This is a genomic window from Pseudomonas sp. GNP013, assembly GCF_054343995.1.
In genome coordinates this window covers 5,206,248-5,231,122 of sequence record NZ_JBTGUT010000001.1, presented here as the reverse complement: position 1 = coordinate 5,231,122, position 24,875 = coordinate 5,206,248, and the positions used below count along the sequence as shown (strand labels likewise).

At 61.1% G+C, this 24,875-nt stretch carries 20 protein-coding genes and 2 pseudogenes; 15 read left to right on the top strand and 7 right to left on the bottom strand.

Annotated features, from left to right (window positions below; all coding sequences use genetic code 11):
- Positions 1-3: 3 nt before the first annotated feature.
- The 5 genes from exbD (at position 4) to ACXX81_RS23015 (ending at position 5,807) form a co-directional block, all read left to right on the top strand.
- The gene (gene exbD / locus ACXX81_RS23035) at positions 4-429 is read left to right on the top strand and encodes a TonB system transport protein ExbD (RefSeq protein ID WP_003231649.1); all 426 of its coding nucleotides are present in this window, start codon (positions 4-6) and stop codon (positions 427-429) included.
- Positions 426-1,172, top strand: a complete 747-nt coding sequence (locus tag ACXX81_RS23030; protein ID WP_209986476.1) for an energy transducer TonB family protein — start codon at positions 426-428, stop codon at positions 1,170-1,172. Before exbD ends, ACXX81_RS23030 begins: the two co-directional genes overlap by 4 nt.
- 152 nt (positions 1,173-1,324) lie before the next feature.
- Positions 1,325-2,245, top strand: a complete 921-nt coding sequence (locus tag ACXX81_RS23025) for a hydrogen peroxide-inducible genes activator (protein WP_057006348.1) — start codon at positions 1,325-1,327, stop codon at positions 2,243-2,245.
- A gap of 8 nt (positions 2,246-2,253) precedes the next feature.
- A complete protein-coding gene (recG, locus tag ACXX81_RS23020) occupies positions 2,254-4,329 on the top strand; it encodes an ATP-dependent DNA helicase RecG (RefSeq protein ID WP_209986479.1) in 2,076 nt (691 codons plus the stop codon).
- Between the two features lie 77 nt (positions 4,330-4,406).
- A complete protein-coding gene (locus ACXX81_RS23015; RefSeq protein ID WP_231422304.1) occupies positions 4,407-5,807 on the top strand; it encodes an aminoacyl-tRNA deacylase and HDOD domain-containing protein in 1,401 nt (466 codons plus the stop codon).
- 130 nt (positions 5,808-5,937) lie between these two features.
- Here ACXX81_RS23015 and ACXX81_RS23010 read toward each other — a convergent pair whose 3' ends face one another.
- On the bottom strand, positions 5,938-6,312 hold the full coding sequence (locus tag ACXX81_RS23010) for a hypothetical protein (protein ID WP_057006710.1): 375 nt from the start codon (positions 6,310-6,312) through the stop codon (positions 5,938-5,940).
- A gap of 310 nt (positions 6,313-6,622) precedes the next feature.
- Between ACXX81_RS23010 and ACXX81_RS23005 the strand changes: the two are divergent.
- The 5 genes and pseudogenes from ACXX81_RS23005 to ACXX81_RS22985 all read left to right on the top strand — a co-directional run.
- Positions 6,623-9,173, top strand: a pseudogene (locus ACXX81_RS23005) (type VI secretion system Vgr family protein).
- Positions 9,170-11,185 carry a T6SS effector phospholipase Tle3 domain-containing protein gene (locus ACXX81_RS23000; protein ID WP_458572455.1) on the top strand — a complete coding sequence of 672 codons (2,016 nt, stop codon included), beginning with the start codon at positions 9,170-9,172 and terminating at the stop codon, positions 11,183-11,185. Before ACXX81_RS23005 ends, ACXX81_RS23000 begins: the two are co-directional and overlap by 4 nt.
- Positions 11,182-12,870 carry a type VI lipase adapter Tla3 domain-containing protein gene (locus ACXX81_RS22995; protein ID WP_458572454.1) on the top strand — a complete coding sequence of 563 codons (1,689 nt, stop codon included), beginning with the start codon at positions 11,182-11,184 and terminating at the stop codon, positions 12,868-12,870. Before ACXX81_RS23000 ends, ACXX81_RS22995 begins: the two co-directional genes overlap by 4 nt.
- Positions 12,867-13,136: a PAAR domain-containing protein gene (locus ACXX81_RS22990; protein WP_458572453.1), complete on the top strand. Its 270-nt coding sequence runs from the start codon at positions 12,867-12,869 to the stop codon at positions 13,134-13,136. The genes ACXX81_RS22995 and ACXX81_RS22990 overlap by 4 nt, the downstream gene beginning before the upstream one ends.
- Positions 13,137-13,153: 17 nt before the next feature.
- Positions 13,154-14,719 (top strand): annotated as a pseudogene (locus ACXX81_RS22985) (type VI lipase adapter Tla3 domain-containing protein); the annotation flags it as partial.
- A gap of 145 nt (positions 14,720-14,864) precedes the next feature.
- Here the strand turns inward: ACXX81_RS22985 and ACXX81_RS22980 are convergent.
- The 3 genes from ACXX81_RS22980 to ACXX81_RS22970 all read right to left on the bottom strand — a co-directional run bounded on the left by ACXX81_RS22980 (position 14,865) and on the right by ACXX81_RS22970 (position 16,684).
- Positions 14,865-15,140: an HU family DNA-binding protein gene (locus ACXX81_RS22980; RefSeq protein WP_003213368.1), complete on the bottom strand. Its 276-nt coding sequence runs from the start codon at positions 15,138-15,140 to the stop codon at positions 14,865-14,867.
- Between the two features lie 191 nt (positions 15,141-15,331).
- On the bottom strand, positions 15,332-16,480 hold the full coding sequence (locus ACXX81_RS22975) for an NAD(P)/FAD-dependent oxidoreductase (protein ID WP_209986494.1): 1,149 nt from the start codon (positions 16,478-16,480) through the stop codon (positions 15,332-15,334).
- Between the two features lie 36 nt (positions 16,481-16,516).
- Positions 16,517-16,684, bottom strand: coding sequence for a rubredoxin (locus ACXX81_RS22970; RefSeq protein WP_003213373.1), 168 nt, complete (start codon positions 16,682-16,684; stop codon positions 16,517-16,519).
- Between the two features lie 194 nt (positions 16,685-16,878).
- Here ACXX81_RS22970 and ACXX81_RS22965 point away from each other — a divergent pair, with 194 nt between their 5' ends.
- Together ACXX81_RS22965 and ubiA are read left to right on the top strand one after the other, a co-directional pair.
- Positions 16,879-17,442 carry a chorismate--pyruvate lyase family protein gene (locus tag ACXX81_RS22965; RefSeq protein WP_458572452.1) on the top strand — a complete coding sequence of 188 codons (564 nt, stop codon included), beginning with the start codon at positions 16,879-16,881 and terminating at the stop codon, positions 17,440-17,442.
- Positions 17,442-18,332: a 4-hydroxybenzoate octaprenyltransferase gene (gene ubiA, locus ACXX81_RS22960; protein ID WP_209986500.1), complete on the top strand. Its 891-nt coding sequence runs from the start codon at positions 17,442-17,444 to the stop codon at positions 18,330-18,332. The genes ACXX81_RS22965 and ubiA overlap by 1 nt, the downstream gene beginning before the upstream one ends.
- 120 nt (positions 18,333-18,452) lie before the next feature.
- On the opposite strand, the gene ACXX81_RS22955 is transcribed toward ubiA, so the two are convergent.
- On the bottom strand, positions 18,453-18,830 hold the full coding sequence (locus ACXX81_RS22955; protein ID WP_458572451.1) for a COG4315 family predicted lipoprotein: 378 nt from the start codon (positions 18,828-18,830) through the stop codon (positions 18,453-18,455).
- A gap of 155 nt (positions 18,831-18,985) precedes the next feature.
- On the opposite strand from ACXX81_RS22955, the gene phoB reads away from it, so the two are divergent.
- The 3 genes from phoB (at position 18,986) to ACXX81_RS22940 (ending at position 22,663) form a co-directional block, all read left to right on the top strand.
- Positions 18,986-19,675, top strand: a complete 690-nt coding sequence (phoB, locus tag ACXX81_RS22950; protein ID WP_003231714.1) for a phosphate regulon transcriptional regulator PhoB — start codon at positions 18,986-18,988, stop codon at positions 19,673-19,675.
- 91 nt (positions 19,676-19,766) lie between these two features.
- Positions 19,767-21,053, top strand: a complete 1,287-nt coding sequence (gene phoR / locus ACXX81_RS22945; protein ID WP_458572609.1) for a phosphate regulon sensor histidine kinase PhoR — start codon at positions 19,767-19,769, stop codon at positions 21,051-21,053.
- A 269-nt stretch (positions 21,054-21,322) separates the two neighbouring features.
- Positions 21,323-22,663, top strand: a complete 1,341-nt coding sequence (locus ACXX81_RS22940) for a hemolysin family protein (protein ID WP_057006318.1) — start codon at positions 21,323-21,325, stop codon at positions 22,661-22,663.
- A gap of 332 nt (positions 22,664-22,995) precedes the next feature.
- On the opposite strand, the gene ACXX81_RS22935 is transcribed toward ACXX81_RS22940, so the two are convergent.
- Positions 22,996-23,892, bottom strand: coding sequence for a response regulator (locus ACXX81_RS22935; RefSeq protein ID WP_209986509.1), 897 nt, complete (start codon positions 23,890-23,892; stop codon positions 22,996-22,998).
- Between the two features lie 170 nt (positions 23,893-24,062).
- Positions 24,063-24,824: a phosphate signaling complex protein PhoU gene (gene phoU, locus ACXX81_RS22930; RefSeq protein WP_057006316.1), complete on the bottom strand. Its 762-nt coding sequence runs from the start codon at positions 24,822-24,824 to the stop codon at positions 24,063-24,065.
- Between the last annotated feature and the right edge of the window lie 51 nt (positions 24,825-24,875).

The window sequence follows — 24,875 nt, the reverse complement described above, 5'->3', positions numbered from 1 at the left end:
GCCATGGGCCTGCATTTGAATCAAGGCGACGACGAGCTCGTCGAAAACCACGAAATCAACGTCACGCCGTTTATCGACGTGATGCTGGTGCTGCTGATCATCTTCATGGTCGCGGCGCCTCTGGCCACCGTGGATATCAAGGTTGACCTGCCCGCGTCCAGCGCCAAGCCGGCACCGCGCCCGGAGAAGCCGATTTTCCTCAGCGTCAAGGCAGACCAGCGTCTGTTTCTGGGCGAAGAAGAGGTCAAGCCTGAGTCCCTGGGTCCGGTGCTCGACGCCAAGACCCAGGGCAAGAAAGACACGACGATCTTCTTCCAGGCCGACAAGGGCGTGGACTACGGCGACTTGATGAGCGTGATGGATGCCCTGCGGGCAGCCGGCTACCTCAAGGTAGGTCTGGTCGGACTTGAGACGGCAGCCAAAAAATGATCACGACGCGCCACAAACTGACGCGTTATGGCACCAGCCTCGCCGTCGTACTGGGCGTGCATGCCGTCGCGATTGCCATCGCGCTCCATTGGTCGGCCCCGCGTACGGTAGTGCTGCCGCCAGCAGCCATGGTCATCGACCTGGCGCCTGCGCCTGCGCCGCCGCCACCACCGGCACCGCCAAAAGTGGTAACGCCGCCACCGGCACCGGTGGAAGAACCGCCGCTGCCGAAACTGGCCGAAGCGCCCAAGCCGACCATCCAGGTGCCCAAGCCGGTCAAGCCCAAACCCAAACCGCAGCCGCCCAAGCCGGTGGAGAAAAAGCCCGAGCCGCCCAAGGAGAAACCTTCCGATCAGCCGCCGAGTGACGCGCCGCAGAACAACGCCCCGGTTGAAAAATCGGCGCAGCCGACACCCGGCCCATCGCCGCAACAGTTGGCGGCCAAGGCTTCCTGGGAAGGCACGCTGCTGGCGCATTTGCAGAAGTACAAGAAGTACCCGCCAGGCGCCCAGGCCCGTGGCAAGGAAGGCCTGAACCGCTTGCGCTTCGTGGTCGATGGCGAAGGCAACGTGCTGTCCTATGAGTTGGTAGGCCGCTCCGGCAACGCCGACCTGGACCGCGCGACCCTGGACATGATCCGTCGTGCCCAGCCGCTGCCCAAACCGCCGGCCGACATGTTGAAAGGCGGTAGCGTCGAAATCGTCGCGCCGTTTGTCTACAACATCGAAAAGCGTCGCCGGTAAGCGATGCTTTTGTGGGAGGGGGCTTGCTCCCTCCCACATTGTTTTTCAGCACATCTCTGACAGTCCTCGCTCAATCCCCAACAAACTTCTGATAACGTGCGTCTATCGATTGCAGTCGGTATGCTTGGCCCGCAACTTCATGGACGCCCGCTATGACTCTTACAGAATTACGCTACATCGTGACCCTCGCCCAGGAGCAACACTTCGGCCATGCGGCCGAGCGTTGCCACGTCAGCCAGCCGACGCTGTCGGTGGGCGTGAAAAAGCTTGAAGACGAACTCGGTGTGCTGATTTTCGAGCGCAGCAAAAGCGCCGTGCGCCTCACGCCGGTAGGCGAAGGCATCGTCGCCCAGGCCCAGAAGGTGCTGGAGCAGGCGCAAAGCATTCGCGAACTGGCCCAGGCCGGCAAGAACCAGCTGACCGCACCGCTCAAGGTCGGCGCCATCTACACCGTCGGCCCGTACCTGTTCCCCCACCTGATTCCGCAACTGCACCGCGTCGCGCCGCAGATGCCGCTGTACATCGAAGAAAACTTCACCCACGTGCTGCGCGACAAACTGCGCAACGGCGAGCTGGACGCGATCATCATCGCCCTGCCGTTCAATGAAGCCGATGTACTGACCCTGCCGCTCTACGACGAGCCGTTCTATGTGCTGATGCCGGCTTCCCACCCCTGGACGCAGAAGGCCACCATCGACGCCGGCCTGCTCAACGACAAGAGCCTGTTGCTGCTCGGCGAAGGCCACTGCTTCCGCGATCAGGTGCTCGAAGCCTGCCCGACCCTGACCAAGGGCAACGACGGCGCCAAGCACACCACGGTTGAATCCAGCTCCCTGGAGACCATTCGCCATATGGTCGCGTCCGGCCTGGGTATCTCGATCCTGCCGCTGTCGGCGGTGGACAGCCATCACTACGCCCCCGGCGTGATCGAAGTGCGTCCACTCACGCCGCCGGTGCCGTTCCGCACCGTGGCGATCGCCTGGCGTGCCAGCTTTCCACGGCCAAAAGCCATTGAGATCCTCGCCGACTCGATCCGCCTGTGTTCGGTGGCCAAGCCGCCCGCAGCGAGCTAAGCAGACGTATGACTGAGCTGTCGCAGGTGTCGGTGACGGCACTCAAGGGTGTCGGTGAGGCCATGGCCGAGAAACTGGCCAAGGTCGGCCTGGAAAACCTCCAGGATGTGCTGTTCCACCTGCCCCTGCGTTATCAGGACCGCACCCGCGTCGTGCCCATCGGCCACCTGCGCCCCGGGCAGGACGCGGTGGTCGAAGGCACCGTCAGCGGCGCCGATGTGGTGATGGGCAAGCGCCGCAGCCTGGTGGTGCGCCTGCAGGACGGCACTGGCGGCCTGAGCCTGCGCTTCTATCACTTCAGCAATGCACAAAAGGAAGGCCTCAAGCGCGGCACCCGCGTGCGCTGCTACGGCGAAGCGCGCCCTGGCGCCTCCGGGCTGGAAATCTATCACCCGGAATACCGCGCCATTACCGGCGACGAACCACCGCCGGTGGACACCACCCTCACGCCCATCTACCCGCTCACCGAAGGCCTCACCCAACAGCGCCTGCGCCAGTTGTGCATGCAGACGCTGACGATGCTCGGTCCCCAGAGCCTGCCCGACTGGCTGCCCCTGGAGCTGGCCCGCGACTATCAACTGGCGCCATTGGCCGATGCGATTCGCTACCTGCATCACCCACCGGCCGATGCCGATGTCGACGAACTCGCCCTCGGCCACCACTGGGCCCAGCATCGCCTGGCCTTTGAAGAACTGCTGACCCACCAACTGTCCCAGCAACGCCTGCGCGAAAGTATGCGCTCCCTGCGCGCGCCAGCGATGCCCAAGGCCACGCGCCTGCCTGCGCAATACCTGGCCAACCTGGGCTTTGCGCCGACCGGTGCGCAACAGCGCGTGGGCAATGAAATCGCCTACGACCTCAGCCAGCACGAACCCATGCTGCGCCTGATCCAGGGTGACGTGGGCGCGGGCAAAACCGTGGTTGCCGCCCTCGCCGCCCTGCAGGCGCTGGAAGCCGGTTATCAGGTGGCGCTGATGGCGCCCACCGAGATCCTCGCCGAACAACACTTCATTACCTTCAAGCGCTGGCTCGAACCCCTGGGCCTGGAAGTTGCCTGGCTGGCCGGCAAGCTCAAGGGCAAGGTGCGCGCAGCCGCGCTGGAGCAGATTGCCAATGGCGCCCCGATGGTGGTCGGCACCCACGCGCTGTTCCAGGACGAAGTGCAGTTCAAGAACCTCGCCCTGGTGATCATCGACGAACAACACCGCTTCGGCGTGCAGCAACGCCTGGCACTGCGTCAGAAAGGCGTGGGCGGGCGCATGAACCCGCACCAGTTGATCATGACCGCCACGCCGATTCCACGCACGCTGGCCATGAGCGCCTACGCCGACCTCGACACCTCGATCCTAGACGAACTGCCGCCCGGCCGTACGCCGGTCAACACCGTGCTGGTCACCGACACGCGGCGCGTCGAAGTGATCGAACGCGTGCGCGGCGCCTGCGCCGAAGGGCGCCAGGCCTATTGGGTGTGCACGCTGATTGAAGAGTCCGAAGAGCTGACCTGCCAGGCCGCCGAAACCACCTTCGAGGACCTCACCAGCGCCCTCGGTGAGCTCAAGGTCGGGCTGATCCACGGGCGCATGAAGCCCGTGGAAAAGGCCGCGGTCATGGCTGAGTTCAAGGCCGGCAACCTGCAACTGCTGGTCGCCACCACCGTGATCGAGGTGGGTGTGGACGTGCCCAACGCCAGCCTGATGATCATCGAAAACCCCGAGCGCCTGGGCCTGGCGCAACTGCACCAGCTGCGCGGACGCGTGGGCCGCGGCAGCGCCGCCAGCCATTGCGTGCTGCTGTACCACCCGCCGCTGTCGCAGATCGGCCGCCAGCGCCTGGGGATCATGCGCGAGACCAACGACGGTTTTGTGATTGCCGAAAAAGACCTCGAACTGCGCGGTCCCGGCGAAATGCTCGGCACCCGCCAGACCGGCCTGCTGCAATTCAAGGTCGCCGACCTGATGCGCGACGCCGACTTGCTGCCCGCCGTGCGCGATGCGGCGCAAGCGCTGCTGGAGCGCTGGCCCGAGCACGTCAGCCCGCTGCTGGATCGCTGGTTGCGGCATGGGCAGCAATACGGCCAAGTGTGACGGCTGGCGCAGTTATCCAACCCTCACCCGTAACAAGCTGGTTATACTTCGGTGACTGTACGAATTTGGATCAGGCCATGTCAGAAGTCGCCCTCGCCTCCGCCCCACTGACCGCCCCGTCGGTTATTCAGGCGCTGCTCGCAAAACTCGCCATCCCCTACACGGAAGTCGCCGAACACGCGGGCCTGAACCCAGCGCGAAAGGTCCAGGCAGTCTTGTTGGAAGACGCGGTAGGCGCCCTGATGGTGCTGTTCCCCCAGAACCAGTTGCTCGACCTCAACCGCCTCGCCGAACTCACCGGCCGGCGCCTTACGGCCGTAGCGCCGGACCGCGTCAAGCGCATGCTCAGCAAACACGACCTGAACCTGCTGCCGGGCCTGCCGCCACTGACCAGTTCGCCGTGCCTGTATGAAGGCAGCCTGCTGAACGAGCCCAGCCTGCTGGTGCATTCGGGCGAAGCCGGTCTGCTGCTGGACATCCCCACCGACGCCTTCAAGACCCTGCTGACCAAAGCCAGCGCCGCGCAGTTCGGCGAGCCGCTGCGCAATATCCGTCCCAACCTCGACCGCCCCAATGACGACCGCGAGGAAATCACCCAGGCGATGCAGGCGTTCACCGCCCGCCGTATCCAGCAACGCCTGGAAGCGACCATCGAAATCCCGCCGCTGGCCGACACCGCGCAGAAGATCATCAAGCTGCGTGTCGACCCCAATGCAACCATTGATGACATCACCGGCGTAGTCGAAACCGACCCGGCCCTGGCCGCCCAGGTCGTCAGCTGGGCCGCGTCGCCGTACTACGCCTCGCCGGGCAAGATTCGCTCGGTGGAAGACGCCATCGTGCGCGTGCTGGGCTTTGACCTGGTGATCAACCTGGCGCTGGGCCTGGCCCTGGGCAAGACCCTCAGCCTGCCCAAGGACAACCCACACCAGGCCACGCCGTACTGGCACCAGTCGATCTACACCGCCGCCGTCATCGAAGGTCTGACCCGCGCCATGCCGCGCGCCCAGCGACCGGAAGCCGGCCTGACGTATCTGGCCGGCCTGCTGCACAACTTCGGTTACCTGCTGCTGGCGCACGTGTTCCCGCCGCATTTCTCACTGATCTGCCGGCACCTGGAAGTCAACCCGCACCTGTGCCACAGCTATGTGGAGCAACACTTGCTGGGCATCAGCCGCGAACAGATCGGCGCCTGGCTGATGCGCTTCTGGGACATGCCGGACGAACTGTCCACCGCGCTGCGCTTTCAGCACGATCCAGCCTATGACGGTCAGTACGCCGAATACCCGAACCTGGTGTGCCTGGCCGTGCGCCTGCTGCGCAGCCGGGGCGTAGGCTCCGGGCCGGATGAAGCGATTCCGGATGCGCTGCTGGCGCGGCTCGGGCTGAGCCGCGAAAAGGCGGAAGAGGTGGTGGGCAAGGTGCTGGATGCCGAGGTGCTGCTGCGTGAGCTGGCATCCCAGTTCAGCCAGGGATAACTCTGCCGACTTTCAGATAGCTATCGGGAGCAAGCCCCCTCCCACAGTCGACCGGGTTCCAGCTTTGGAATACGGCCCCCTGTGGGAGCTGGCTTGCCTGCGATGAATTCAACTCGATCTGTCCGAAACCCTACTTCTTTTTCTTCGGCCTCAAATACTTGGTCAGCCCCTGAAACCAGATCACCAGCGCCGGGTTGCCCTTGATCTGGATCGACTTGTCCTGAATCCCCGTCATAAACGCCAGCTGCTTGTTCTTCGCCTGCATCGTGGCAAAGCCGTAGGCGGCATCCTTGAACGCAATCGCAAACGCCGGCGCGGGGTGCACGCCCGAGCGGCTGGTGATGCGCTGGTCTTTGACGATGAAGTGACGGGCAACCTTGCCGTCGAGGGTTTGCAACTGGAAGGCCAGGTCTTTATCGCCCAGCTGTTGCTGGAAGGCAGGATTGGTGCGGCTGGCTTTGCCCATCATCAGGCCCAGCACCCACAGCAGGAGACGAAATTTCATGCACACGGCCTCGGTGTAATTATTGAGTGGCCGCAGCAGTTTAACGAATTGGCGGGAGAACGCTACAAAACTTGCGCTTTGGCAGGAGATCGGTCGATTTTTAACGGTGATAGCAACTTATTGCCCAGTTTCGAAAATGCGCGAAAAAACAACCACTAGCTACAAAGCGATACAATTCTTCTCATTGTCTACCACCACTCATCAGCATTTTCATTTGTTTGCACAGCGCATCGGCGGTTAGAGTTTCCGCCACTTAGACATGGAGGTCGAAAAATGAGCATTTGCCGTTTTACAGGGAGTTACAACACTGATGAATTTGACCCACGTTTTCGCACCTCAAAACCGACGCCTGATCAAGCTCATCACCGCCGTCAACGAGGAGCAGACACTGCTGCTGGAGCACTTCAGCGGAAGTGAAGCACTCTCCACGCTGTTCAGCTTTGAGCTGTCGCTGATCTGTCAGGACGCCCGGCGCGAACTCAAATCCCTGATCGGCCACCCCGCCCACCTCGAAATCGAACTGACCGACGGCGGCGTGCGCTATATCCATGGCCACATCACCCATTTCAGCCTGCTGGGCAGTGACGGTGGCCTGGCCCGCTACCGTGCGACATTGAGCCCCTGGCTGTGGATGCTGACGCGTCGGTTCGACTCGCGGATCTTTCAGGAGCAGACCATAGAAACGGTCATTCGCACGGTGTTCGACCACTACGGCGGGTTGGCCGCGTTCGAATTTCGCCTGCAGGCGCCACTCAAGTCCCACAGCTACATCACCCAATACCGCGAAACCGATCTGAGTTTTGTAATGCGCTTGCTGGAGCAGGACGGGTTGTTCTTCTACTTCGATCACACCCAAGACGGTCACCGCCTGATCATCACCGATCAATCGCAATCGTTGGAGGCGCTGGCAGAGCAACCGCAGATCCGCTACCACAGCGCCTCCGTCACCGAGACCGACGATTCAATCACTCAGTGGCACGGTCACCGGGTGCTGCAATCGGGCAAGATGACCACTCAAACCTTTGACTACAAACAGCCGAGAAACCCGCTGCCCATTCACATGGCCAGCCTGAACCAACAGGGCGATACACCGCCTTACGAGGTCTACGATTTTTTCGGCGCCTACAGCCATGGCCTGCCGGAGCAAGGCGAGGGGGCTGGTTCGTCAACGCCTCGAAGCCATGGAAGTGCAGGGCAAAACCTTCATCGGCAACAGCAACTGCCGAGCCATGCGCCCAGGCTTTACGTTTGAACTGACCCAGCACTTTGACCACGACGCCGGCTCCGCAGAGGATCGCCAGTTCCTGCTGATGTCGGTCGAGCATCAGGGCCGCAACAACTACCTGTCGGATGAGCCCGCGGGTTACACCAACGAGTTCGTCTGCATTCGCCGCAAAATCCCCTACCGCCACCCACTCACAGTGCCCCGTCCCACCATCGGCGGGCCACTCAGCGCGATCGTCATCGGGCCCGAGGGCGAAGAGGTATTTACCGATGAGATGGCGCGCATCCAGGTCAGGTTTCACTGGCAGCGCGGCGATGCCCAACCTCAGGGCACCACCTGGGTACGGGTGGCAATGCCCAGCGCCGGCAGTGGGTTTGGTCATCAGTTTTTGCCGCGAATCGGGCAGGAAGTGTTGGTGACTTTCCTGGCGGGCGATATCGATCGCCCCGTGGTGACGTCGGTGCTCTACAACGCCGACCAAACGCCGCCGCGTTTTAGCAAGGCCTCGGGTTTGCCGGGCAATCGCGCACTCTCGGGGATTCAGACCCAGGAGCACAAGGGCCGTGGGTTCAATGAACTGTTGTTCGACGACACGCCGGGGGCCTTGCGTGCGCGTGTCGCCACGACCCATAACGCGACGGCCCTCAACCTGGGCAAGCTCACTGAGCCGCGCACCGACGGCCAGGCCCAGCCCCGCGGCAACGGCGCGGAACTGCGCACCGATGCCGCGATTGCCCTGCGCGCCGCCCAGGGCATGTTGCTGACCACCTACGCGCGGCAGGACGCCAGCGGTTCACAGCTGGACCGTGAAGAACTGCTCAAGCTGCTGGACGAGTGTGGCGAGCTGTTTAAAAACCTCGGGCAAACCGCCGCCGCACGTGGCGGCGCAGCGTTAAACAACCAGGGCATCGACGCTCTGCGCCAGTCCCTTAACCAGTGGCCGGCCCCAGGCAGCAACAGCGCTGGCGACCCACTGCTGGCGACGGCGGCGCAGGCTGGCATCACCAGCGCAACGCCGCGTTCGCAACTGCATTACGCCGGGGCGAACCACGACACCACCGCCCAGGACCATCTGCAACTGACCAGCGGCGCCGCCATGCGCCTGCAAGCCGGCAAGGGCATCAGTGCCTTCGCCCAGGACGACGGCATCAGCGCCATTGCCAATCGCGGCAAGGTGCTGGTCCAGGCGCAGGAAGACGACATCACCCTCAACGCGAAGAAAAACCTGCACCTTTCGGCAGCCGAGGGCGAGGTGGTGATCACTGCGCCAACCATTCGCCTGGTGGCCGATGACGGCAGTTACATCAAGATCGGCGGCGGCGTCGAAATAGGCAGCCAGGGCAAAGTGATGGTGCATGCCAGCGACCATGACTGGGTCGGCCCCAAAACCGACAGCGCGCAGGTCCCGGCATTCAACCGTGACCCAGCGGCCCAGCGCCTGGTCTTCCACTACCCTGGGCACGCCGACGACAACGCCCGAATGGCAGTCGACCACGCCTACCAGATAAAGCTGGAAGACGGCAGCACCGTGCAAGGCCTCACCGACGCCAGCGGCCTGACCGAGCGCGTCGAACGCGAGGCCATGCACCAGGCGCGAATCGCCGCGAAACGCGACCCGAAAGGAGGCAGCCAATGAGTGGTGATCAATACACCGTGGCAGAAAGCGTGACCCGGCTGATACCCAACTTCAGCACCGACCGCAAAATGGAAGTCCCCGCCGACCTGCCAGGGGTGGTGATTTTTCTGCATGGGGTGAATGACCCGGGGGCGTCTTATGAGTCAGTGGAGACGGGGTTGTGTCAGGGGGTGAATGAGCGGTTGGATCGGCCGGATTTGAAGGCGGGAAGGTATGGGGCCGCTTATGCCGAAGCTAAAAAAATGCCGAAAGAAGACCTGCAGGACTGGCAGGTTGACACGCTGAATGACCCAGATACCTATCTTTACCAGCGTGACACCGAAGCACCCAAAACTCGCAGCCTGATGATCCCGTTCTACTGGGGCTACCGCGCCGAGCCAGGCGAGATAAAGCGGGATAAAAACAACGACCCCACCAAGCTGCGCGATCAATACCAGGACGCGTTCGAAAACCGTCTGGACCGACACTTCGCCAAGGGTGGCGGTTTCTTCGCCAACGCCACCAATAACTTGCTGGAAATGTACAGGGAAGGGTTCAACAATTGGATGCGCCATGGTGCCCAACTCACCCTGAAAAAAACTCAGTACATGGGCCGGGGGCCTCATCGGCGTTATTACGTACTCGCAGCAACCCGGTTGGCCATGCTGATCAGCGAAATTCGACGCGTCTCGCCCGATGAAACCATCACCATCATGGGTCACAGTCAAGGCACCTTGATCACCCTGCTGGCCCAAGCCTTGTTGATCGATAAAGCCCAGCGATGCGCCGACACCGTCATCATGGTGGACTCGCCGTACAGCCTGATGCCCGGCGCCACCCCCAAAGGCCATGACACCCTCGCCACGCTGATCGGCATCGTCACTGCCATTACCGGAACGCCTCACGCGCAGCCACCACTGTCTGCCCTGCGAGAGACTAAAACCTATGGCGGTCGCACGGGCCCCAAATGGTCACCGACCCAGGGCACCCGCAAAAACAAAGTCGGCAACCTCACGGTTTTTCCCGAGCGGGACAATCGCGGCAAGGTCTATCTGTACTTCTGCCCCGATGACACCACGGTCGCCCTCGACACGGTGAAGGGTATCGGTACTTTTGGCGTACCAGACGTTGTGCCGGATTTCGGTCGGCCCGCCATGATGGCCCTGCAGTTTTTACGTTTTTATCAACGAATGTGGACAAAACGTGAACGCGACGGTGAACCGTTCACGATAGGGAAAGCCCCTCAACCAGACTTTCTCCGCGCAGGGGGCGAACCCCGTTACTCAGGGGACGACCAGTTCGTTGGGGTTATCTCGCGAACGGGCACTGCGGAGCGCGAAGAGCGCCTGATCAATGGCGAACCTCTAAACCCCCTGCACATACCGCAAATGTTCGGTGGTGAGGCCGTACCTGGAACCCGCAACACGGCAGGCCTGGACAAACCGGACGATGTCGCTATCGAGTCCGCGCTGGGCAACCCCCATGCACAATTCAATCGGCTAAAGATCGATGAACGTACGACAGCGTTCGATCTGGAGCAGGAAGCCAGCCGATGGAACGAGGGAAAGGAGACCGGCGATCACGCGCGCATGAGTCAAGTTAAAATCCCGAACGCGCGCATGGACGGGTCGTTATACATCCTCCTCAGGGAAGAGACCGCAAACGAGATTCGTGCCCGACTGAGGGATAAACCTGAATTGGAGCCCAACAGTTATCACTCTGCGATTTTACGCAGCCCCGAAAATCAGCGCTGGGTGACAGCGATGGATATTGCGGTGGGTCAGGCTCATTGCCTTGACGACCCGGTTATGCGGGAGGTGTTGGTGGCGATTGCGGATTGGAGGATGGATGAAAAACTGTTTAGGGCTACGAGCGAACTACCAGGCTGGTCGCGATTGAGTGAGGAGTCTCAGACATTGGTTGAGGCGTGCTCTCAGTATTATGAAATAGGAACATTCCCTCCTGCGGAGTTGGTATCGCTGACACCTCCCTCTCTTGTAACCAGCCCCGATAAAAAAGAAGCAGGCCAATGAGCGACCAGCAAAAGTCCATGCGAACGCTGCCCAAATTAAAACTCTATCTTTGGAGTGTCGGAGTGCTGCTTGTGCTTTGGCTCGGATTTATCTGGATTCTCCAAATCAAAGCACAGGAACTCAACATGGTACTTCGTGATATGAAACCCGTCATGGCCTGGGGCATCGCTGCCATTGTAGGCCCGTTGTTATTGATCTTTAGCATTCACTGGTGGGCCAACGCCATCGCTGGCGAGAAAGCGGAAATTGCTGCTTATCAAAACAGGATGGAAGCCAGAGACGCTGAACAACGGGCCGCTCGGACTCGAACCTACGGCTTGGAAATACGGGGAATAGGGCTTGCAGTAGATGGTTGGCAGCAATCCACAATCTGGAAGTTGATCAAAAAGAAAAACGATAACTTTGCTTCCATATACTCACAGAATTCGGACGATTACAGAGCGTCTCGAATCGTCAGAGAGAATATTCAGAGAATTAATACCCGCGCGGCCTTCAAACACTCGGCAAGCGAATCGGTAGCCTACTGGCCAATCCCCACCTTTGCTCTGGGTCCGCCCGATCCTTACGAAAAAGGCTACAAATCTGCAAGCCTTATCAACTCTGGGCGTAACGCCGCTACCTTGGGCGTTACACAATTTCTCTGGCAAGCAGATGAAAATACCAGTCATGCCCAAGGCATGATCGAGCGACTGTTTAAGTTTTTTGACGATAACCCCAAGGTGCCACAAGCTCTCATCGTTAGCGAAGACGGCGATGTGACTCGCGATATCTATCGCGAGCCAGGCACTCCCGGATTACGAAGTGCACAGGTCGTACCCACGATCTACGAGAGCATGACTGGCCTGCTAGTGACTCGTTCAGATCGTGTCGACCGTTACATTCGCCCTTTTGTCACTCAGGAGCCTGAGGACAATCAAAATAAAAATACCGATATGGGCAAATTGTGGGCTTTTTATTGGGACCGTAGTAAAGGCTTTAACAGCTGGTACAAGGCTACAGAACAAGCAAAAGGCGTAAAAAAAGTTTCAAACCCCAACACCATGTCCACCGCCTACTGGCAATCCCAGCTCCCCACCTTCTGGAAAACCATCAGCAACCGCGGCCCCGGTTATTTCGAGCCTTCCCCCTGGCTGCCCATCCGTTGGGCCGACCATCAGCTCAAGGAGTTCGATACTGCGCCAGTGCTGGGCTATCTGCACCGCCCCATCAAAGTCCCCCTGCAGGACGAAAGCGGCAAACGCTTCAAACCTGCCCTGCAAGTCAAAGCCCTGCAAGCTGGCTGGCTCAAAGCCCTGGACACCCTGCCTGACGGACAAAAGCCGGTGCGCGTGTTTTACGACACCACCGACAACCTCGAAGCAGAAATCGCCCTGACCAATGCCTTGCACAGCCTCAATACCGACGGCCATGGCCTGGAAGTAGGCAACGTTGAGGAGGGTTATGACATCGGCCGGCGCCTGGGCAACACGGGTGTGAGTGGCGCACTGGTGCAAATCAACCTGGCCACCATCGCCAGCTACCTCGACGGCGGCGCCAGCGCCGTGGTCTACGCCGGCAGCGACGGCAGCCTGACCGTGCAAATGATCAGCCCACCCAATGATGCACAGAAGGCGAAGAACCAACAGTACCGTGGCGCCGATCCCTTCAAGTTCGGTTCCCCAACAGGCGGGGCACCCAAAACATGAGCCATCCCATCTGCTTCGGCGACCCCACCAGCAGCGGCGGCAGCGTGGTGTCGTGCCAACTGGCCGGCACCCATACGCTCAACGGCAAAACCCCGGCAGTCAAAGGTGACAAAGCCTCCTGCCCGTTACACGGGGGCCTGTTTGCGTTTATCGAGGGGCATCCCCATCGACGCATGAACGCAATACCGGTGGTACTGCAAGGGCATCGGCTGGCCTGCGGCTGTCATGGCGTGGCGAGCCATGCGCTGAATGTGCGCGTGGTGTAAATGCGAGCAGAACATTGGAAACCAATAGGGTTCTTCGCGATATGAAACCCGTAATGGCCTGGGGCATTGCCGCGATTGTCGGCCCGCTGTTATTGATATTCAGCATTCACTGGTGGGGCAATGCCATTGCTGGTGAGAAAGCGGAAATTGCTGCTTATCAAAGCAGGATGGAAGCCAGAGACGCCGAACAGCGGGCCACTCGAGTGCGGACCTATGCGCTGGAAATACAGGGAGTGGGTCTTGCTGTAGATGGTTGGCAGCAATCCACAATTTGGAAATTGATCAAAAAGAAGAACGATAATTTTGCCTCGATATATTCGCAGAATCCGAATGATTACAGAGCGTCTGTAACCATCAGACAGAACATCCAGAGAATCAATACCCGCGCAGCATTCAAATACTCAGCAAGCGAATCAGTTGCCTACTGGCCCATCCCAGCGTTCTCTATAGGCCCACCCAAACAACCCTCAGACACAGGCGCAGCGGACAGCATCCTCAACGGTCGCAATGCCGCAACCTTGGGCGTCACACTTTTCCTGTGGCAAGACGCCGAGAATACAACTCATGCGCAGGGCATGATTGAGCGGCTGTTCAAGTTCTTTGATGACAACCCTAAAGTACCGCAAGCGTTGATGGTCAGTGAAGACGGCGACGTGACTCGAAACGGCTTACGTGTAGCGGGAACTCCCGGACTGCAAAGTGCCCAAGTCGTACCCACGATCTACGAAAGCATGACCGGACTTCTTGTCACTCGCTCGGATCGCGTGGACCGTTACATACGCCCATTCGCCACTCACGAGCCTGAGGACAATCAAAATAAAAATACCGACATGGGCAAGCTCTGGGACTTTTACTGGAAGCAATCGCCCAAGTTCATCGACATATACGAGAACGCAGAACGCGCCAAAGGCGCCAAGGACCCCTTGGCCCCTGGCACCATGTCCACCGCCTACTGGCAGTCCCAGCTCCCCACCTTCTGGAAAACCATCAGCAACCGCGGCCCCGGTTATTTCGAGCCCTCCCCTTGGCTGCCCATTCGTTGGGCCGACCATCAGCTCAAGGAATTCGATACTGCGCCAGTGCTGGGCTATCTGCACCGTCCCATCAAGGTCCCTCTGCAGGACGAAAACGGCAAACGCCTCAAACCTGCCCTGCAAGTCAAAGCCCTGCAGGCTGGCTGGCTCAAAGCCCTGGACACGCTGCCTGACGGACAAAAGCCGGTACGCGTGTTCTACGACACCACCGACAACCTCGAAGCAGAAATCGCCCTGACCAATGCCTTGCACAGCCTCAATACCGACGGCCATGGCCTGGAAGTGGGCAACGTTGAGGAGGGTTATGACATCGGCCGGCGCCTGGGCAATACGGGCGTGAGTGGCGCACTGGTGCAAATCAACCTGGCCACCATCGCCAGCTATCTCGACGGCGACGCCAGCGCCGTGGTCTATGCCGGCAGCGACGGCAGCCTGACCGTGCAAATGATCAGCCCACCCAGTGATGCGCAGAAGGCGAAAAACCAACAGTACCGAGGTGCCGACCCCTTCAAGTTCGGTTCCCCAACAGGCGGGGCACCCAAAAAATGAGCTATCCCATCTGCTTCGGCGACCCCACCAGCAGCAGCGGCAGCGTGGTGTCGTGCCAACTACCCACAAAAAATGGGCACCCGACCCAGTCGGCATGCCCATTTTTTTCGTAACGCCCCGCCTCCCTTCGAGGCAGTGCCGCCCCTTACGGATTAACGCTGTCCTTCAACGACTTGCCCGGCTTGAACGCAACGGTGTTGCTCGCCTTGATTTTCACCGGCTCGCCGGTCTGCGGGTTTTTGCCGGTGCGGGCGCCGCGGTGGCGTTGCAGGAAGGTGCCGAAACCAACGAGGGTGACGCTGTCCTTGCGGTGCAGGGCGCCGGTGATTTCTTCGAGGACGGCGTTGAGCACGCGGTTGGCCTGTTCTTTGGTCAGGTCCGCTTTTTCAGCGATGGCGGCTGCGAGTTCTGGTTTACGCATAGATGAAGCCTCTTTGACGGTTTTTTGTTGTTATGTCCGTGCCACTCTCTGGCGGAACGGCGCCCAAAGCGCCGCAGGCTCTACTCTGCGGCAGACGGGAGTGAGGATGGCATGCTCACAGACGCCGCGCCAGCCTCGCGGCGACCTTTCTCTAGGCAAAAACGTGCTTATTCCGACAGAACGACAGGCATTTACGCCAGCAAAGGTGGGAGTTCCTTGTTGAGCGCCAGTTTTTCCATCACGGCGCTGCCGGTCAGCGCGTAACCCAGCAGGCGGCCACTGGCGTCGCGGCACAGGGCCTTGATGTTGGCGCCCTCGCCTTCGACACTCCACACGCCTTCGGTACCCCGTGGCGGTGGCGACACCACCAGTGGGCAAACCGGGGTTTTCACCGTAACCGGCATTGGCCCATAGCTGACCGCCGTGGCATTGCCGGCCAGGGTCTGGGCCAGGGCGCGGGCGCAGGTCATGAGGGGCATCACGTACAGCAGGTTCAGGCCATCGACCTCGGCGCAGTCGCCCAGGGCGTAGATATTGGCATGGGAGGTCTTGAGGTGGCGGTCCACCATGATTCCACGGTTGATCTGCAGGCCGGCGGCGGCGGCGAGGTCGACGCGCGGGCGCAGGCCGATGGCCGAGACCACCAGGTCGCACGGGATCACCTTGCCGTCCGACAAGTGGGCCTCAAGACCATCCGCCGTGCGTTGCAGGCGGTTGAGCACCGGGCCCAGGTGGAAACGCGCGCCCAGGCCTTCCAGGCCGGCCTGTACCGCAGCGGCCGCCGCAGGGTGCAGCAAAGTCGGCATGACTTGTTCGCACGGCGCCACCAGGTCGATTTCATAGCCACCGAGGATCAGGTCGTTGGCGAATTCACAGCCAATCAGGCCGGCGCCGAGCACCAGCACGCGACGTTTGCCCGCAGCGGCGGCGCGAAAGCGGGCGTAGTCTTCGAGGTCGTTGATCGGAAAAATCAGCTCAGCCGCATCGCCTTCAACCGGCACGCGTACGGTTTCGGCGCCCCAGGCCAGGATCAGGTCGCGGTAGGTCACCGCTTCCTCGCCGATCCACAGGCGTTTGTGGCCGGGGTCAATGCCGCTGATGCGGGTGTGGGTGCGCACTTCGGCCTTGAGTTGCTCGGCCATGGCGCCCGGTTCAGCCATGCTCAGGCCATCGGCTTCCTTGTTCTTGCCAAAGCCGGTGGAGAGCATGGGCTTGGAGTAGGAGCGCCCGTCATCTGCGGTGATCAGCAGCAACGGGGTTTCGCTGTCGAGCTTGCGAAACTCCCGGGCCACGTTGTAACCGGCCAGTCCTGTGCCGATGATCACGACAGGTGCGTTCATTCCTTTCTCCTTGTAATACGTTTCTCAAACTTCGAATCAGCCGATTTCGATCATCTCGAAATCCATCTTGCCCACGCCGCAGTCCGGGCACAGCCAGTCTTCCGGGACGTCCTGCCACAGGGTGCCCGGCGCGATTCCGTCATCCGGCCAGCCGTCCTTTTCGTCGTAGATCAGGCCGCAGACTACACATTGCCACTTCTTCATTACTTGCTTCCTCAGGGTCCAGGCATTTTGGCCGGCGGTCCATATTCTGCATTGCCGCACGGCTCAGGGCGTTTTGTACTGACAGGGGCCGCCGGATGCAAGCACGTTCGGCGCAAACGGCCGGTTCAGCCCGGCAAAAGGTCGGGACGCCATGATAAGCTCGGCGCCTCTTTTACTGCCCATACTGACTCGCCGTGCCGCACTCAATCGCCCTTTCCGATGCTTGCCAATGGCTGCCCCAGAGCCTTCTGCGCCCGACACCCGCGCCCCTGATCCTCGATTGGCTGTTCGACGAAGGCTCGCTCACGCGCCGGCTGACAGGGTTGTCCAACGACACGTTCAGCGTGACGCCGCTGGTCGAAGGCTGGCAAGCGCTGCGGGACGACGAATGCGCGGCGCTGGGCCTGCCGCCAGCCACGCTCGGCTGGGTGCGGGAGGTGTACCTGCGCGGGCACGGCCAGCCGTGGGTATTTGCCCGCAGCGTGGCGTCGCGCAGTGCGTTGCAGGGTGACGGCTTGCACATGGACGCACTGGGCAGCCGCTCGCTGGGTGAGTTGTTGTTCTGTGACCACGCGTTTACCCGCCAGGCCATTGAGGTCTGCCATTACCCACGCCAGTGGCTGCCCACGCCGGACCAGGCCGACAGGCTGTGGGCACGCCGCTCGCGCTTTGATCGCGGGGCATTGAGCGTGCTGGTGGCGGAAACCTTCCTGCCCGGCTTCTGGCAGGCGCTGCATGACCATCCGGAGAGTTGCTGATGTATCAACGTGTGCTCAAGTCCCTGAATCGCCTGAACCCCAGGGCCTGGGATTTTATTCAGTTGACGCGCATGGACAAGCCCATCGGCATCTACCTGCTGCTGTGGCCGACACTGTGGGCGCTGTGGATCGCCGGCAAGGGCGCGCCGTCGCTGCTCAATATCGTGATTTTCGTGCTCGGCGTGGTGCTCACCCGTGCGGGCGGCTGCGTGATCAACGACTGGGCCGACCGCAAGGTCGACGGCCACGTGAAACGCACCGAACAACGCCCGCTGGTCAGCGGCAGGATCAGCTCGAAAGAGGCACTGGTGTTTTTTGCGCTGCTGATGGGCATCAGTTTCCTGCTGGTGCTGCTGACCAATGCCAGCACCATCCTGCTGTCCCTCGGCGGCCTGGCGCTGGCGGCAAGCTATCCGTTCATGAAGCGCTACACCTATTACCCGCAGGTGGTGCTGGGCGCGGCGTTTTCCTGGGGCATGCCGATGGCGTTTACCGCCGAAACCGGCCACCTGCCGGCCACTGCCTGGCTGCTGTATATCGCCAACCTGCTGTGGACGGTGGGGTATGACACCTATTACGCAATGACCGACCGCGACGACGATGTGAGGATCGGGGTGAAATCCACGGCGATTCTGTTTGGCGATGCCGATCGGGTGATTATTCTCACCCTGCAGGGCCTGTCGCTGGTGTGCCTGTTGCTGGCCGGCGCGCGGTTCGAACTGGGCGGCTGGTTCCAGTTGGGGCTGCTGGCGGCGGCGGGCTGTTTTGTGTGGGAGTTCTGGTACACGCGGGACAGGGACCGCATGAAATGCTTCAAGGCGTTTTTGCACAACCACTGGGCGGGGTTGGCGATTTTTGTGGGGATTGTGCTGGATTACGCGGTTCGCTGAGGTGTTTGCGGCGACGGTTCGGAGGCCATCGCGAGCAAGCCTCCTTCCACATTTGAATGCATTCACAGATCAAAATGTGGGAGGGGGCTTGCTCCCGATGCGCTCACCAGCGGCGCAGTCTCAAGGTTTGATGACGTGCCAGACGCCACCCTTGCCATCACCGGTCTTTTCCCCGGCCTTGGTGTCACCCTTGAACGTGTACACCGGCTTGCCTTTGTAGGCCCACTGGCTGGTCTGATCGTCACGGGTGATGACGGTCCAGTCGCCGGTCTTGGTGTCGGTGGATTCCGCCTTCAACGGCGGCCAGTTGATTGCGCACTGGTCCTTGCACGCGGATTTGCCATCGGCATCCTTGTCGAAGGTGTAGAGGGTCAGGCCCTTGTGGTCCACCAGCAGACCGTCTTTGGTCATTGCAGGCTCTGCTGCGGATGCCAGGCCAGGCAGCGCCAGTGCAGCCGATACCAGCAGGGCTTTCCAGAAAACAGTGCGGTACGTCATCGGAACCTTCCTCTTGTGGTTGTCAGGATTCGGACCCAAAGGGTAGTCCAGAGTGCCGTGAATTGCCCAGGCGAAGAAATTACTGTCACACGACTGCAATAATTCCGTTATCTAATGCGGCGCAAGACAGTTAAATGACAAGAGGATTTTCGAGCATGGTTGGCAGGAGCATTCTGATCGTCGACGACGAAGCGCCCATCCGCGAGATGATCGCCGTTGCGTTGGAAATGGCCGGCTACGACTGCCTGGAGGCGGAAAACTCCCAGCAGGCCCATGCCATTATCGTCGACCGCAAGCCGGACCTGATCCTGCTGGACTGGATGCTGCCCGGTACCTCCGGCATCGAACTGGCCCGCCGCCTCAAGCGTGACGAGCTGACCGGTGACATCCCGATCATCATGCTCACCGCCAAGGGCGAAGAGGACAACAAGATCCAGGGCCTGGAAGTGGGCGCGGATGACTACATCACCAAGCCGTTTTCCCCACGCGAGCTGGTCGCGCGCCTGAAGGCCGTACTGCGTCGCGCCGGGCCGACCGATGGTGAAGCGCCAATCGAAGTCGGCGGCCTTATCCTGGACCCGATCAGCCACCGGGTGACCATCGACGGCACACCGGCGGAGATGGGGCCCACCGAATACCGCCTGCTGCAGTTCTTCATGACGCACCAGGAACGCGCCTACACCCGTGGCCAGTTGCTGGACCAGGTGTGGGGCGGCAATGTGTACGTGGAAGAGCGTACCGTGGACGTGCATATCCGCCGCCTGCGCAAAGCCTTGGGCGATGCCTACGAGAATCTGGTACAAACCGTGCGCGGTACCGGCTATCGGTTTTCCACCAAGGGCTGAGCCCCGCCTCTGACTTAAGCGCCTGACTTAACCGCTGACAAGGACGCATGTTCAAGTGAATCAAAACTGGCATGGCACCCTGATCCGCCACATGCTGCTGCTGATCACCGCCTGCCTGCTGGTGGGCCTGATCAGCGGTTATTACGGCTGGAGCCTGGCGGTGGGTATCGCCCTGTATCTGGGCTGGACCCTCAAGCAATTGCTGCGTCTGCACGAATGGCTGCGCCAGCACAAACCCGACGAAGCGCCCCCCGACGGCTACGGCCTGTGGGGTGAGGTGTTCGACAGCATCTACCACCTGCAACGCCGCGACCAACGGGTGCGCGGACGCCTGCAGGCGGTGATCGACCGAGTGCAGGAGTCCACCGCCGCGCTCAAGGATGCGGTGATCATGCTCGACAGCGACGGCAACCTGGAATGGTGGAACCGCGCCGCCGAGACCCTGCTGGGCCTCAAGACGCCCCAGGACAGCGGTCAGCCGGTCACCAACCTGGTGCGCCACCCGCGCTTCAAGGAATACTTCGAGCAGGACAACTTCGAAGAAGCCTTGGAAATCCCCTCGCCCACCAACGACCGGGTGCGCATCCAGCTGTACCTGACGCGTTACGGCAACAATGAACACCTGATGCTGGTGCGCGATGTCACGCGCATCCACCAGATGGAACAGATGCGCAAGGACTTCGTCGCCAACGTTTCCCACGAACTGCGCACGCCGTTGACGGTGATCTGCGGCTACCTGGAGACGCTGCTGGACAACGTCGACGGGATCAACCCGCGCTGGACCCGCGCCTTGCAACAGATGCAGCAGCAGGGCTCGCGCATGCAGACCCTGCTCAACGATTTGCTGTTGCTGGCCAAGCTGGAAGCCACCGACTACCCCTCGGATAACCATCCGGTGGCGGTGAAAAGCCTGTTGCACACCATCAAGAACGACGCCCAGGCCCTCTCCGGCGAGCGCGGGCAGCAGATCAGCCTGGAAGCCGACCCGTCGATCCTGCTCAAGGGCAGCGAAGGCGAGTTGCGCAGTGCATTTTCCAACCTGGTGTTCAACGCCGTGAAGTACACCCAGGACAAGGGCAACATCCGCGTCCGCTGGTGGGCTGACGAACACGGCGCGCACCTGAGCGTGCAGGACTCCGGCATCGGCATCGACGCCAAGCACCTGCCGCGCCTGACCGAGCGCTTCTACCGCGTCGACTCCAGCCGCAACTCCAATACCGGCGGCACCGGCCTGGGCCTGGCCATCGTCAAGCATGTGCTGCTGCGCCATCGCGCACGCCTGGAAATCAGCAGCGTGCTGGGGCATGGCAGTACGTTCACCTGCCATTTTCCGCCGACGCAGGTGACGCGTTCGCCCCTGGTCGACGAAGACCTGTAACCCAAGAACACTGTAGATCCCCTGTGGGAGGGAGCTTGCTCCCGATAGCGGTGGATCAGCCAGCCTGTGTGGCTCTGACCCACCGCTATCGGGAGCAAGCCCCCTCCCACATTGGAATTGTGTTGACCTGGAAGCGGTATTCCAGAGCCCGCGCGCCAGCGGGTACTAGGCAAGCGCCCCGCCAGCCGCTACATTGGCCGCCTTGCGCCTGCCTTTCGGGGCCTGCCTGCCATCCCTAATTGAACACACGGAACCCGCAAAACCCCATCATGGACCCTTCCCCTGGTATCACCTTCGCCACACTCTTCGCCGATTTCGGCATGATTCTTTTTGCACTGGTCCTGGTACTGCTCAACGGTTTCTTCGTTGCCGCGGAATTTGCCATGGTCAAGCTGCGCTCCACCCGGGTGGAGGCCATCGCCCACACCAACGGCTGGCGCGGGCAGATCCTGCGCACCGTGCACAGCCAGCTCGACGCCTACCTGTCGGCCTGTCAGCTGGGTATCACCCTCGCCTCCCTCGGCCTGGGCTGGGTCGGTGAGCCGGCGTTTGCGCATATCCTCGAGCCCTTGCTGGGTGCCGCAGGCGTCGAATCGCCGGAAGTGATCAAGGGTGTGTCGTTCTTTGCCGCCTTCTTTGTGATTTCCTACCTGCACATCGTGGTCGGCGAGCTGGCGCCCAAATCCTGGGCGATTCGCAAGCCCGAGCTGCTGTCGTTGTGGACGGCAGTGCCGCTCTACCTGTTCTACTGGGCGATGTACCCGGCGATCTACCTGCTCAACGCCAGCGCCAACGCTATCTTGCGTATCGCAGGCCAGGGCGAGCCTGGCCCGCACCATGAGCACCATTACAGCCGTGAAGAACTCAAGCTGATCCTGCACTCCAGCCGTGGCCAGGACCCAAGCGACCAAGGCATGCGCGTACTGGCCTCGGCCGTGGAGATGGGCGAGCTGGAGGTGGTCGACTGGGCCAACTCCCGGGAAGACCTGGTAACCCTGGACTTCAATGCCCCGCTCAAGGAAATCCTCGCGCTGTTTCGCCGCCACAAATTCAGCCGCTACCCGGTGTATGACGCCGAGCGCAATGAATTCGTCGGCCTGCTGCACATCAAGGACCTGCTGCTGGAGCTGGCGGCGCTCGATCACATCCCCGAGTCATTCAACCTGGCCGAGCTGACGCGTCCGCTGGAGCGCGTGTCGCGACACATGCCGTTGTCGCAGTTGCTGGAGCAGTTCCGCAAGGGCGGCGCGCACTTTGCCCTGGTGGAAGAAGCCGACGGCAACATTATCGGCTACCTCACCATGGAGGATGTGCTGGAAGTGCTGGTGGGCGATATCCAGGATGAACACCGCAAGGCCGAGCGCGGCATCCTGGCCTACCAGCCGGGCAAACTGCTGGTGCGCGGCGACACCCCGCTGTTCAAGGTCGAACGTCTGCTGGGCGTGGACCTGGACCACATCGAAGCCGAAACCCTGGCCGGCCTGATCTACGACACCTTGAAACGGGTGCCGGAAGAAGAAGAAGTGCTGGAGGTGGAAGGCCTGCGGATCATCATCAAGAAGATGAAAGGGCCGAAGATCGTGCTGGCCAAGGTTGTGATGCTGGATTGAATCTTGTGTGGCGAGCCCGCTTGTTGTGGCGAGCGGGCTTGCCCTAATGCCGTTCAGTTAAGCGCAGATTCCCTGTGGCGAGCAGGCTTGTCCTGCGTTGGGCTGCGCAGCAGCCCCAAAATCAGGCGCTGAGCCGTATCAGGTACACCGCGTTTTGCTCGATGGGGGGCGCTTCGCACCCCAACGCGGGGCAAGCCCGCTCGCCACAATAAGCCCACACATTTTCCTTAACTGAACGGCATTAGGGCTTGCCACAGAGAGGTGGTCGGCTGGAAATACTCATGCGCGGCGCTTGATGATGAGAGAGAGCAAGCCCCTCCCACATGGGAAGATCAGGCACCCGGCACAAAATGCTTCTGCGCCGTGCCGCGCGCGATCAGGCGGGAGATGTAGTCGAGCTTCTGCGCGTCCTGGTCGATGAACCGGAAGGTCAGTTGCAGCCAGTCGCTGTCGGGCCTGGGCTCGAAGGCGGCGATGGCGTGCAGGTAGCCGTTGAGGCGCGCGACTTCGGCGTTGTCGCCCTGCTCAAGGTCGAGCACGGCGCTTTCCAGCACCTGGGGCAGTACTTCGCCGCGACGCACCACCAGCAGCGCCTCCTTAATGCTCAGGGCCTTGATCACGCACTGCTGGGTGCCGCTGGACAGACGCAACTGGCCCTGGCCACGACCGCTGGCAGGCGAAGCAGCCGGGGCGGACGGCGGTGGGATGTTGAGCAGGCCTTTGCTCGGCGCCGCCACCGGAGCCGCCCGGACGGCTTCGGGCTTGCCGCCGGTGAGAGCACTCAGGGAATCGTTGCCGAAGGCCGAGCTCATCCTGGTCGGTGCGCTGGCGATCAGCGCGTCGAGGCGGCCCACTTTGTGCAGCGCCTGACGCACCTTGCTCAGCAACTGTTCGTTGGTAAACGGCTTGCTGACGTAGCCGGAAACACCGGCCTGGATCGCCTGCACCACGTTTTCCTTGTCGCCACGGCTGGTCACCATCACGAAGGGCATGGCCTTCAGGTGTTCCTGTTCGCGGCACCAGGTCAGCAACTCCAGGCCGGACATCTCCGGCATTTCCCAGTCGCACAACACCAGGTCGTAGGCTTCGCGCATCAGGATGGATTGCGCCTTTTTGCCGTTTACCGCGTCTTCAAGCTTGATCCCCGGGAAGTAATTGCGCAGGCACTTCTTCACCAGGTCGCGAATAAACGAGGCGTCATCCACCACCAATACACTGACTTTACTCATCGACCCTTCATCCTTTAAAAACCTTGGCTGGCAGCACGCCTGACTGATGGCATTTTGCCAAAACTCTGCAATTACGTTCGGACTTTATTTCGCCTTTGGCGCAATAACATTCAACTGGCCCCAAACGAAAACGCCCGGCCAATGGCCGGGCGTTAATTTCACGGGCAACCTTACTTATCGTCAGGTTCGCCCGGAACATTAGGCATTTGATCGGCAGTGCCCTCAACTTCGGCTTTCATGCGCTTGAGGCCCATGTGCCGTACGTCGGTGCCGCGCACCAGGTAAATCACCAATTCAGAGATATTGCGCGCGTGATCGCCGATGCGTTCCAGCGAACGCAGCACCCAGATAATGTTCAGGACCCGCGAGATAGAGCGTGGGTCTTCCATCATGTAGGTGGCCAGCTCGCGCAGGGCCGTCTTGTATTCGCGGTCGATGATCTTGTCGTACTGCGCCACCGACAGCGCCAGATCGGCATCGAAGCGGGCAAATGCGTCGAGGGCATCGCGCACCATGTTGCGCACCTGATCGCCAATGTGGCGCACTTCCACGTAGCCGCGCGGCGCTTCGCCTTCTTCGCACAGCTGGATGGCCCGGCGCGCGATCTTGGTGGCTTCGTCGCCGATGCGCTCAAGGTCGATCACCGACTTGGAAATACTGATGATCAGACGCAGGTCGGAGGCCGCCGGCTGGCGACGGGCGAGAATGCGCAGGCATTCCTCGTCGATATTGCGTTCCATCTGGTTGATCTGGTCGTCGATCTCGCGCACTTGCTGGGCCAGGCCCGAGTCGGCCTCGATCAGCGCGGTGACCGCATCGTTGACTTGCTTCTCCACCAGCCCGCCCATCGCCAGGAGGTGACTGCGCACTTCCTCAAGCTCGGCGTTGAACTGCGCGGAGATGTGGTGGGTAAGGCCTTCCTTTGAAATCATGGTTTTGCTCCGCAAACGCTGTAAGCCGCAAGCTACAAGCTGCAAGTTGAT

Bases quoted from the DNA above. Each gene is read 5' to 3' on its own strand.
- ACXX81_RS23000 (WP_458572455.1), top strand. From the start codon at position 9,170: ATGAGTGGTGATCAATACACCGTGGCAGAAAGCGTGACCCGGCTGATA.
- ACXX81_RS22995 (WP_458572454.1), top strand. From the start codon at position 11,182: ATGAGCGACCAGCAAAAGTCCATGCGAACGCTGCCCAAATTAAAACTC.
- ACXX81_RS22970 (WP_003213373.1), bottom strand. From the start codon at position 16,684: ATGAAGAAGTGGCAATGTGTAGTCTGCGGCCTGATCTACGACGAAAAG.
- exbD (WP_003231649.1), top strand. From the start codon at position 4: ATGGGCCTGCATTTGAATCAAGGCGACGACGAGCTCGTCGAAAACCAC.
- ACXX81_RS22935 (WP_209986509.1), bottom strand. From the start codon at position 23,892: ATGAGTAAAGTCAGTGTATTGGTGGTGGATGACGCCTCGTTTATTCGC.
- ubiA (WP_209986500.1), top strand. From the start codon at position 17,442: ATGTATCAACGTGTGCTCAAGTCCCTGAATCGCCTGAACCCCAGGGCC.
- ACXX81_RS23010 (WP_057006710.1), bottom strand. From the start codon at position 6,312: ATGAAATTTCGTCTCCTGCTGTGGGTGCTGGGCCTGATGATGGGCAAA.
- phoR (WP_458572609.1), top strand. From the start codon at position 19,767: ATGCTGCTGCTGATCACCGCCTGCCTGCTGGTGGGCCTGATCAGCGGT.
- ACXX81_RS23025 (WP_057006348.1), top strand. From the start codon at position 1,325: ATGACTCTTACAGAATTACGCTACATCGTGACCCTCGCCCAGGAGCAA.
- ACXX81_RS22975 (WP_209986494.1), bottom strand. From the start codon at position 16,480: ATGAACGCACCTGTCGTGATCATCGGCACAGGACTGGCCGGTTACAAC.
- ACXX81_RS22990 (WP_458572453.1), top strand. From the start codon at position 12,867: ATGAGCCATCCCATCTGCTTCGGCGACCCCACCAGCAGCGGCGGCAGC.
- ACXX81_RS22980 (WP_003213368.1), bottom strand. From the start codon at position 15,140: ATGCGTAAACCAGAACTCGCAGCCGCCATCGCTGAAAAAGCGGACCTG.
- phoB (WP_003231714.1), top strand. From the start codon at position 18,986: ATGGTTGGCAGGAGCATTCTGATCGTCGACGACGAAGCGCCCATCCGC.
- recG (WP_209986479.1), top strand. From the start codon at position 2,254: ATGACTGAGCTGTCGCAGGTGTCGGTGACGGCACTCAAGGGTGTCGGT.
- ACXX81_RS22940 (WP_057006318.1), top strand. From the start codon at position 21,323: ATGGACCCTTCCCCTGGTATCACCTTCGCCACACTCTTCGCCGATTTC.
- phoU (WP_057006316.1), bottom strand. From the start codon at position 24,824: ATGATTTCAAAGGAAGGCCTTACCCACCACATCTCCGCGCAGTTCAAC.
- ACXX81_RS23015 (WP_231422304.1), top strand. From the start codon at position 4,407: ATGTCAGAAGTCGCCCTCGCCTCCGCCCCACTGACCGCCCCGTCGGTT.
- ACXX81_RS22955 (WP_458572451.1), bottom strand. From the start codon at position 18,830: ATGACGTACCGCACTGTTTTCTGGAAAGCCCTGCTGGTATCGGCTGCA.
- ACXX81_RS23030 (WP_209986476.1), top strand. From the start codon at position 426: ATGATCACGACGCGCCACAAACTGACGCGTTATGGCACCAGCCTCGCC.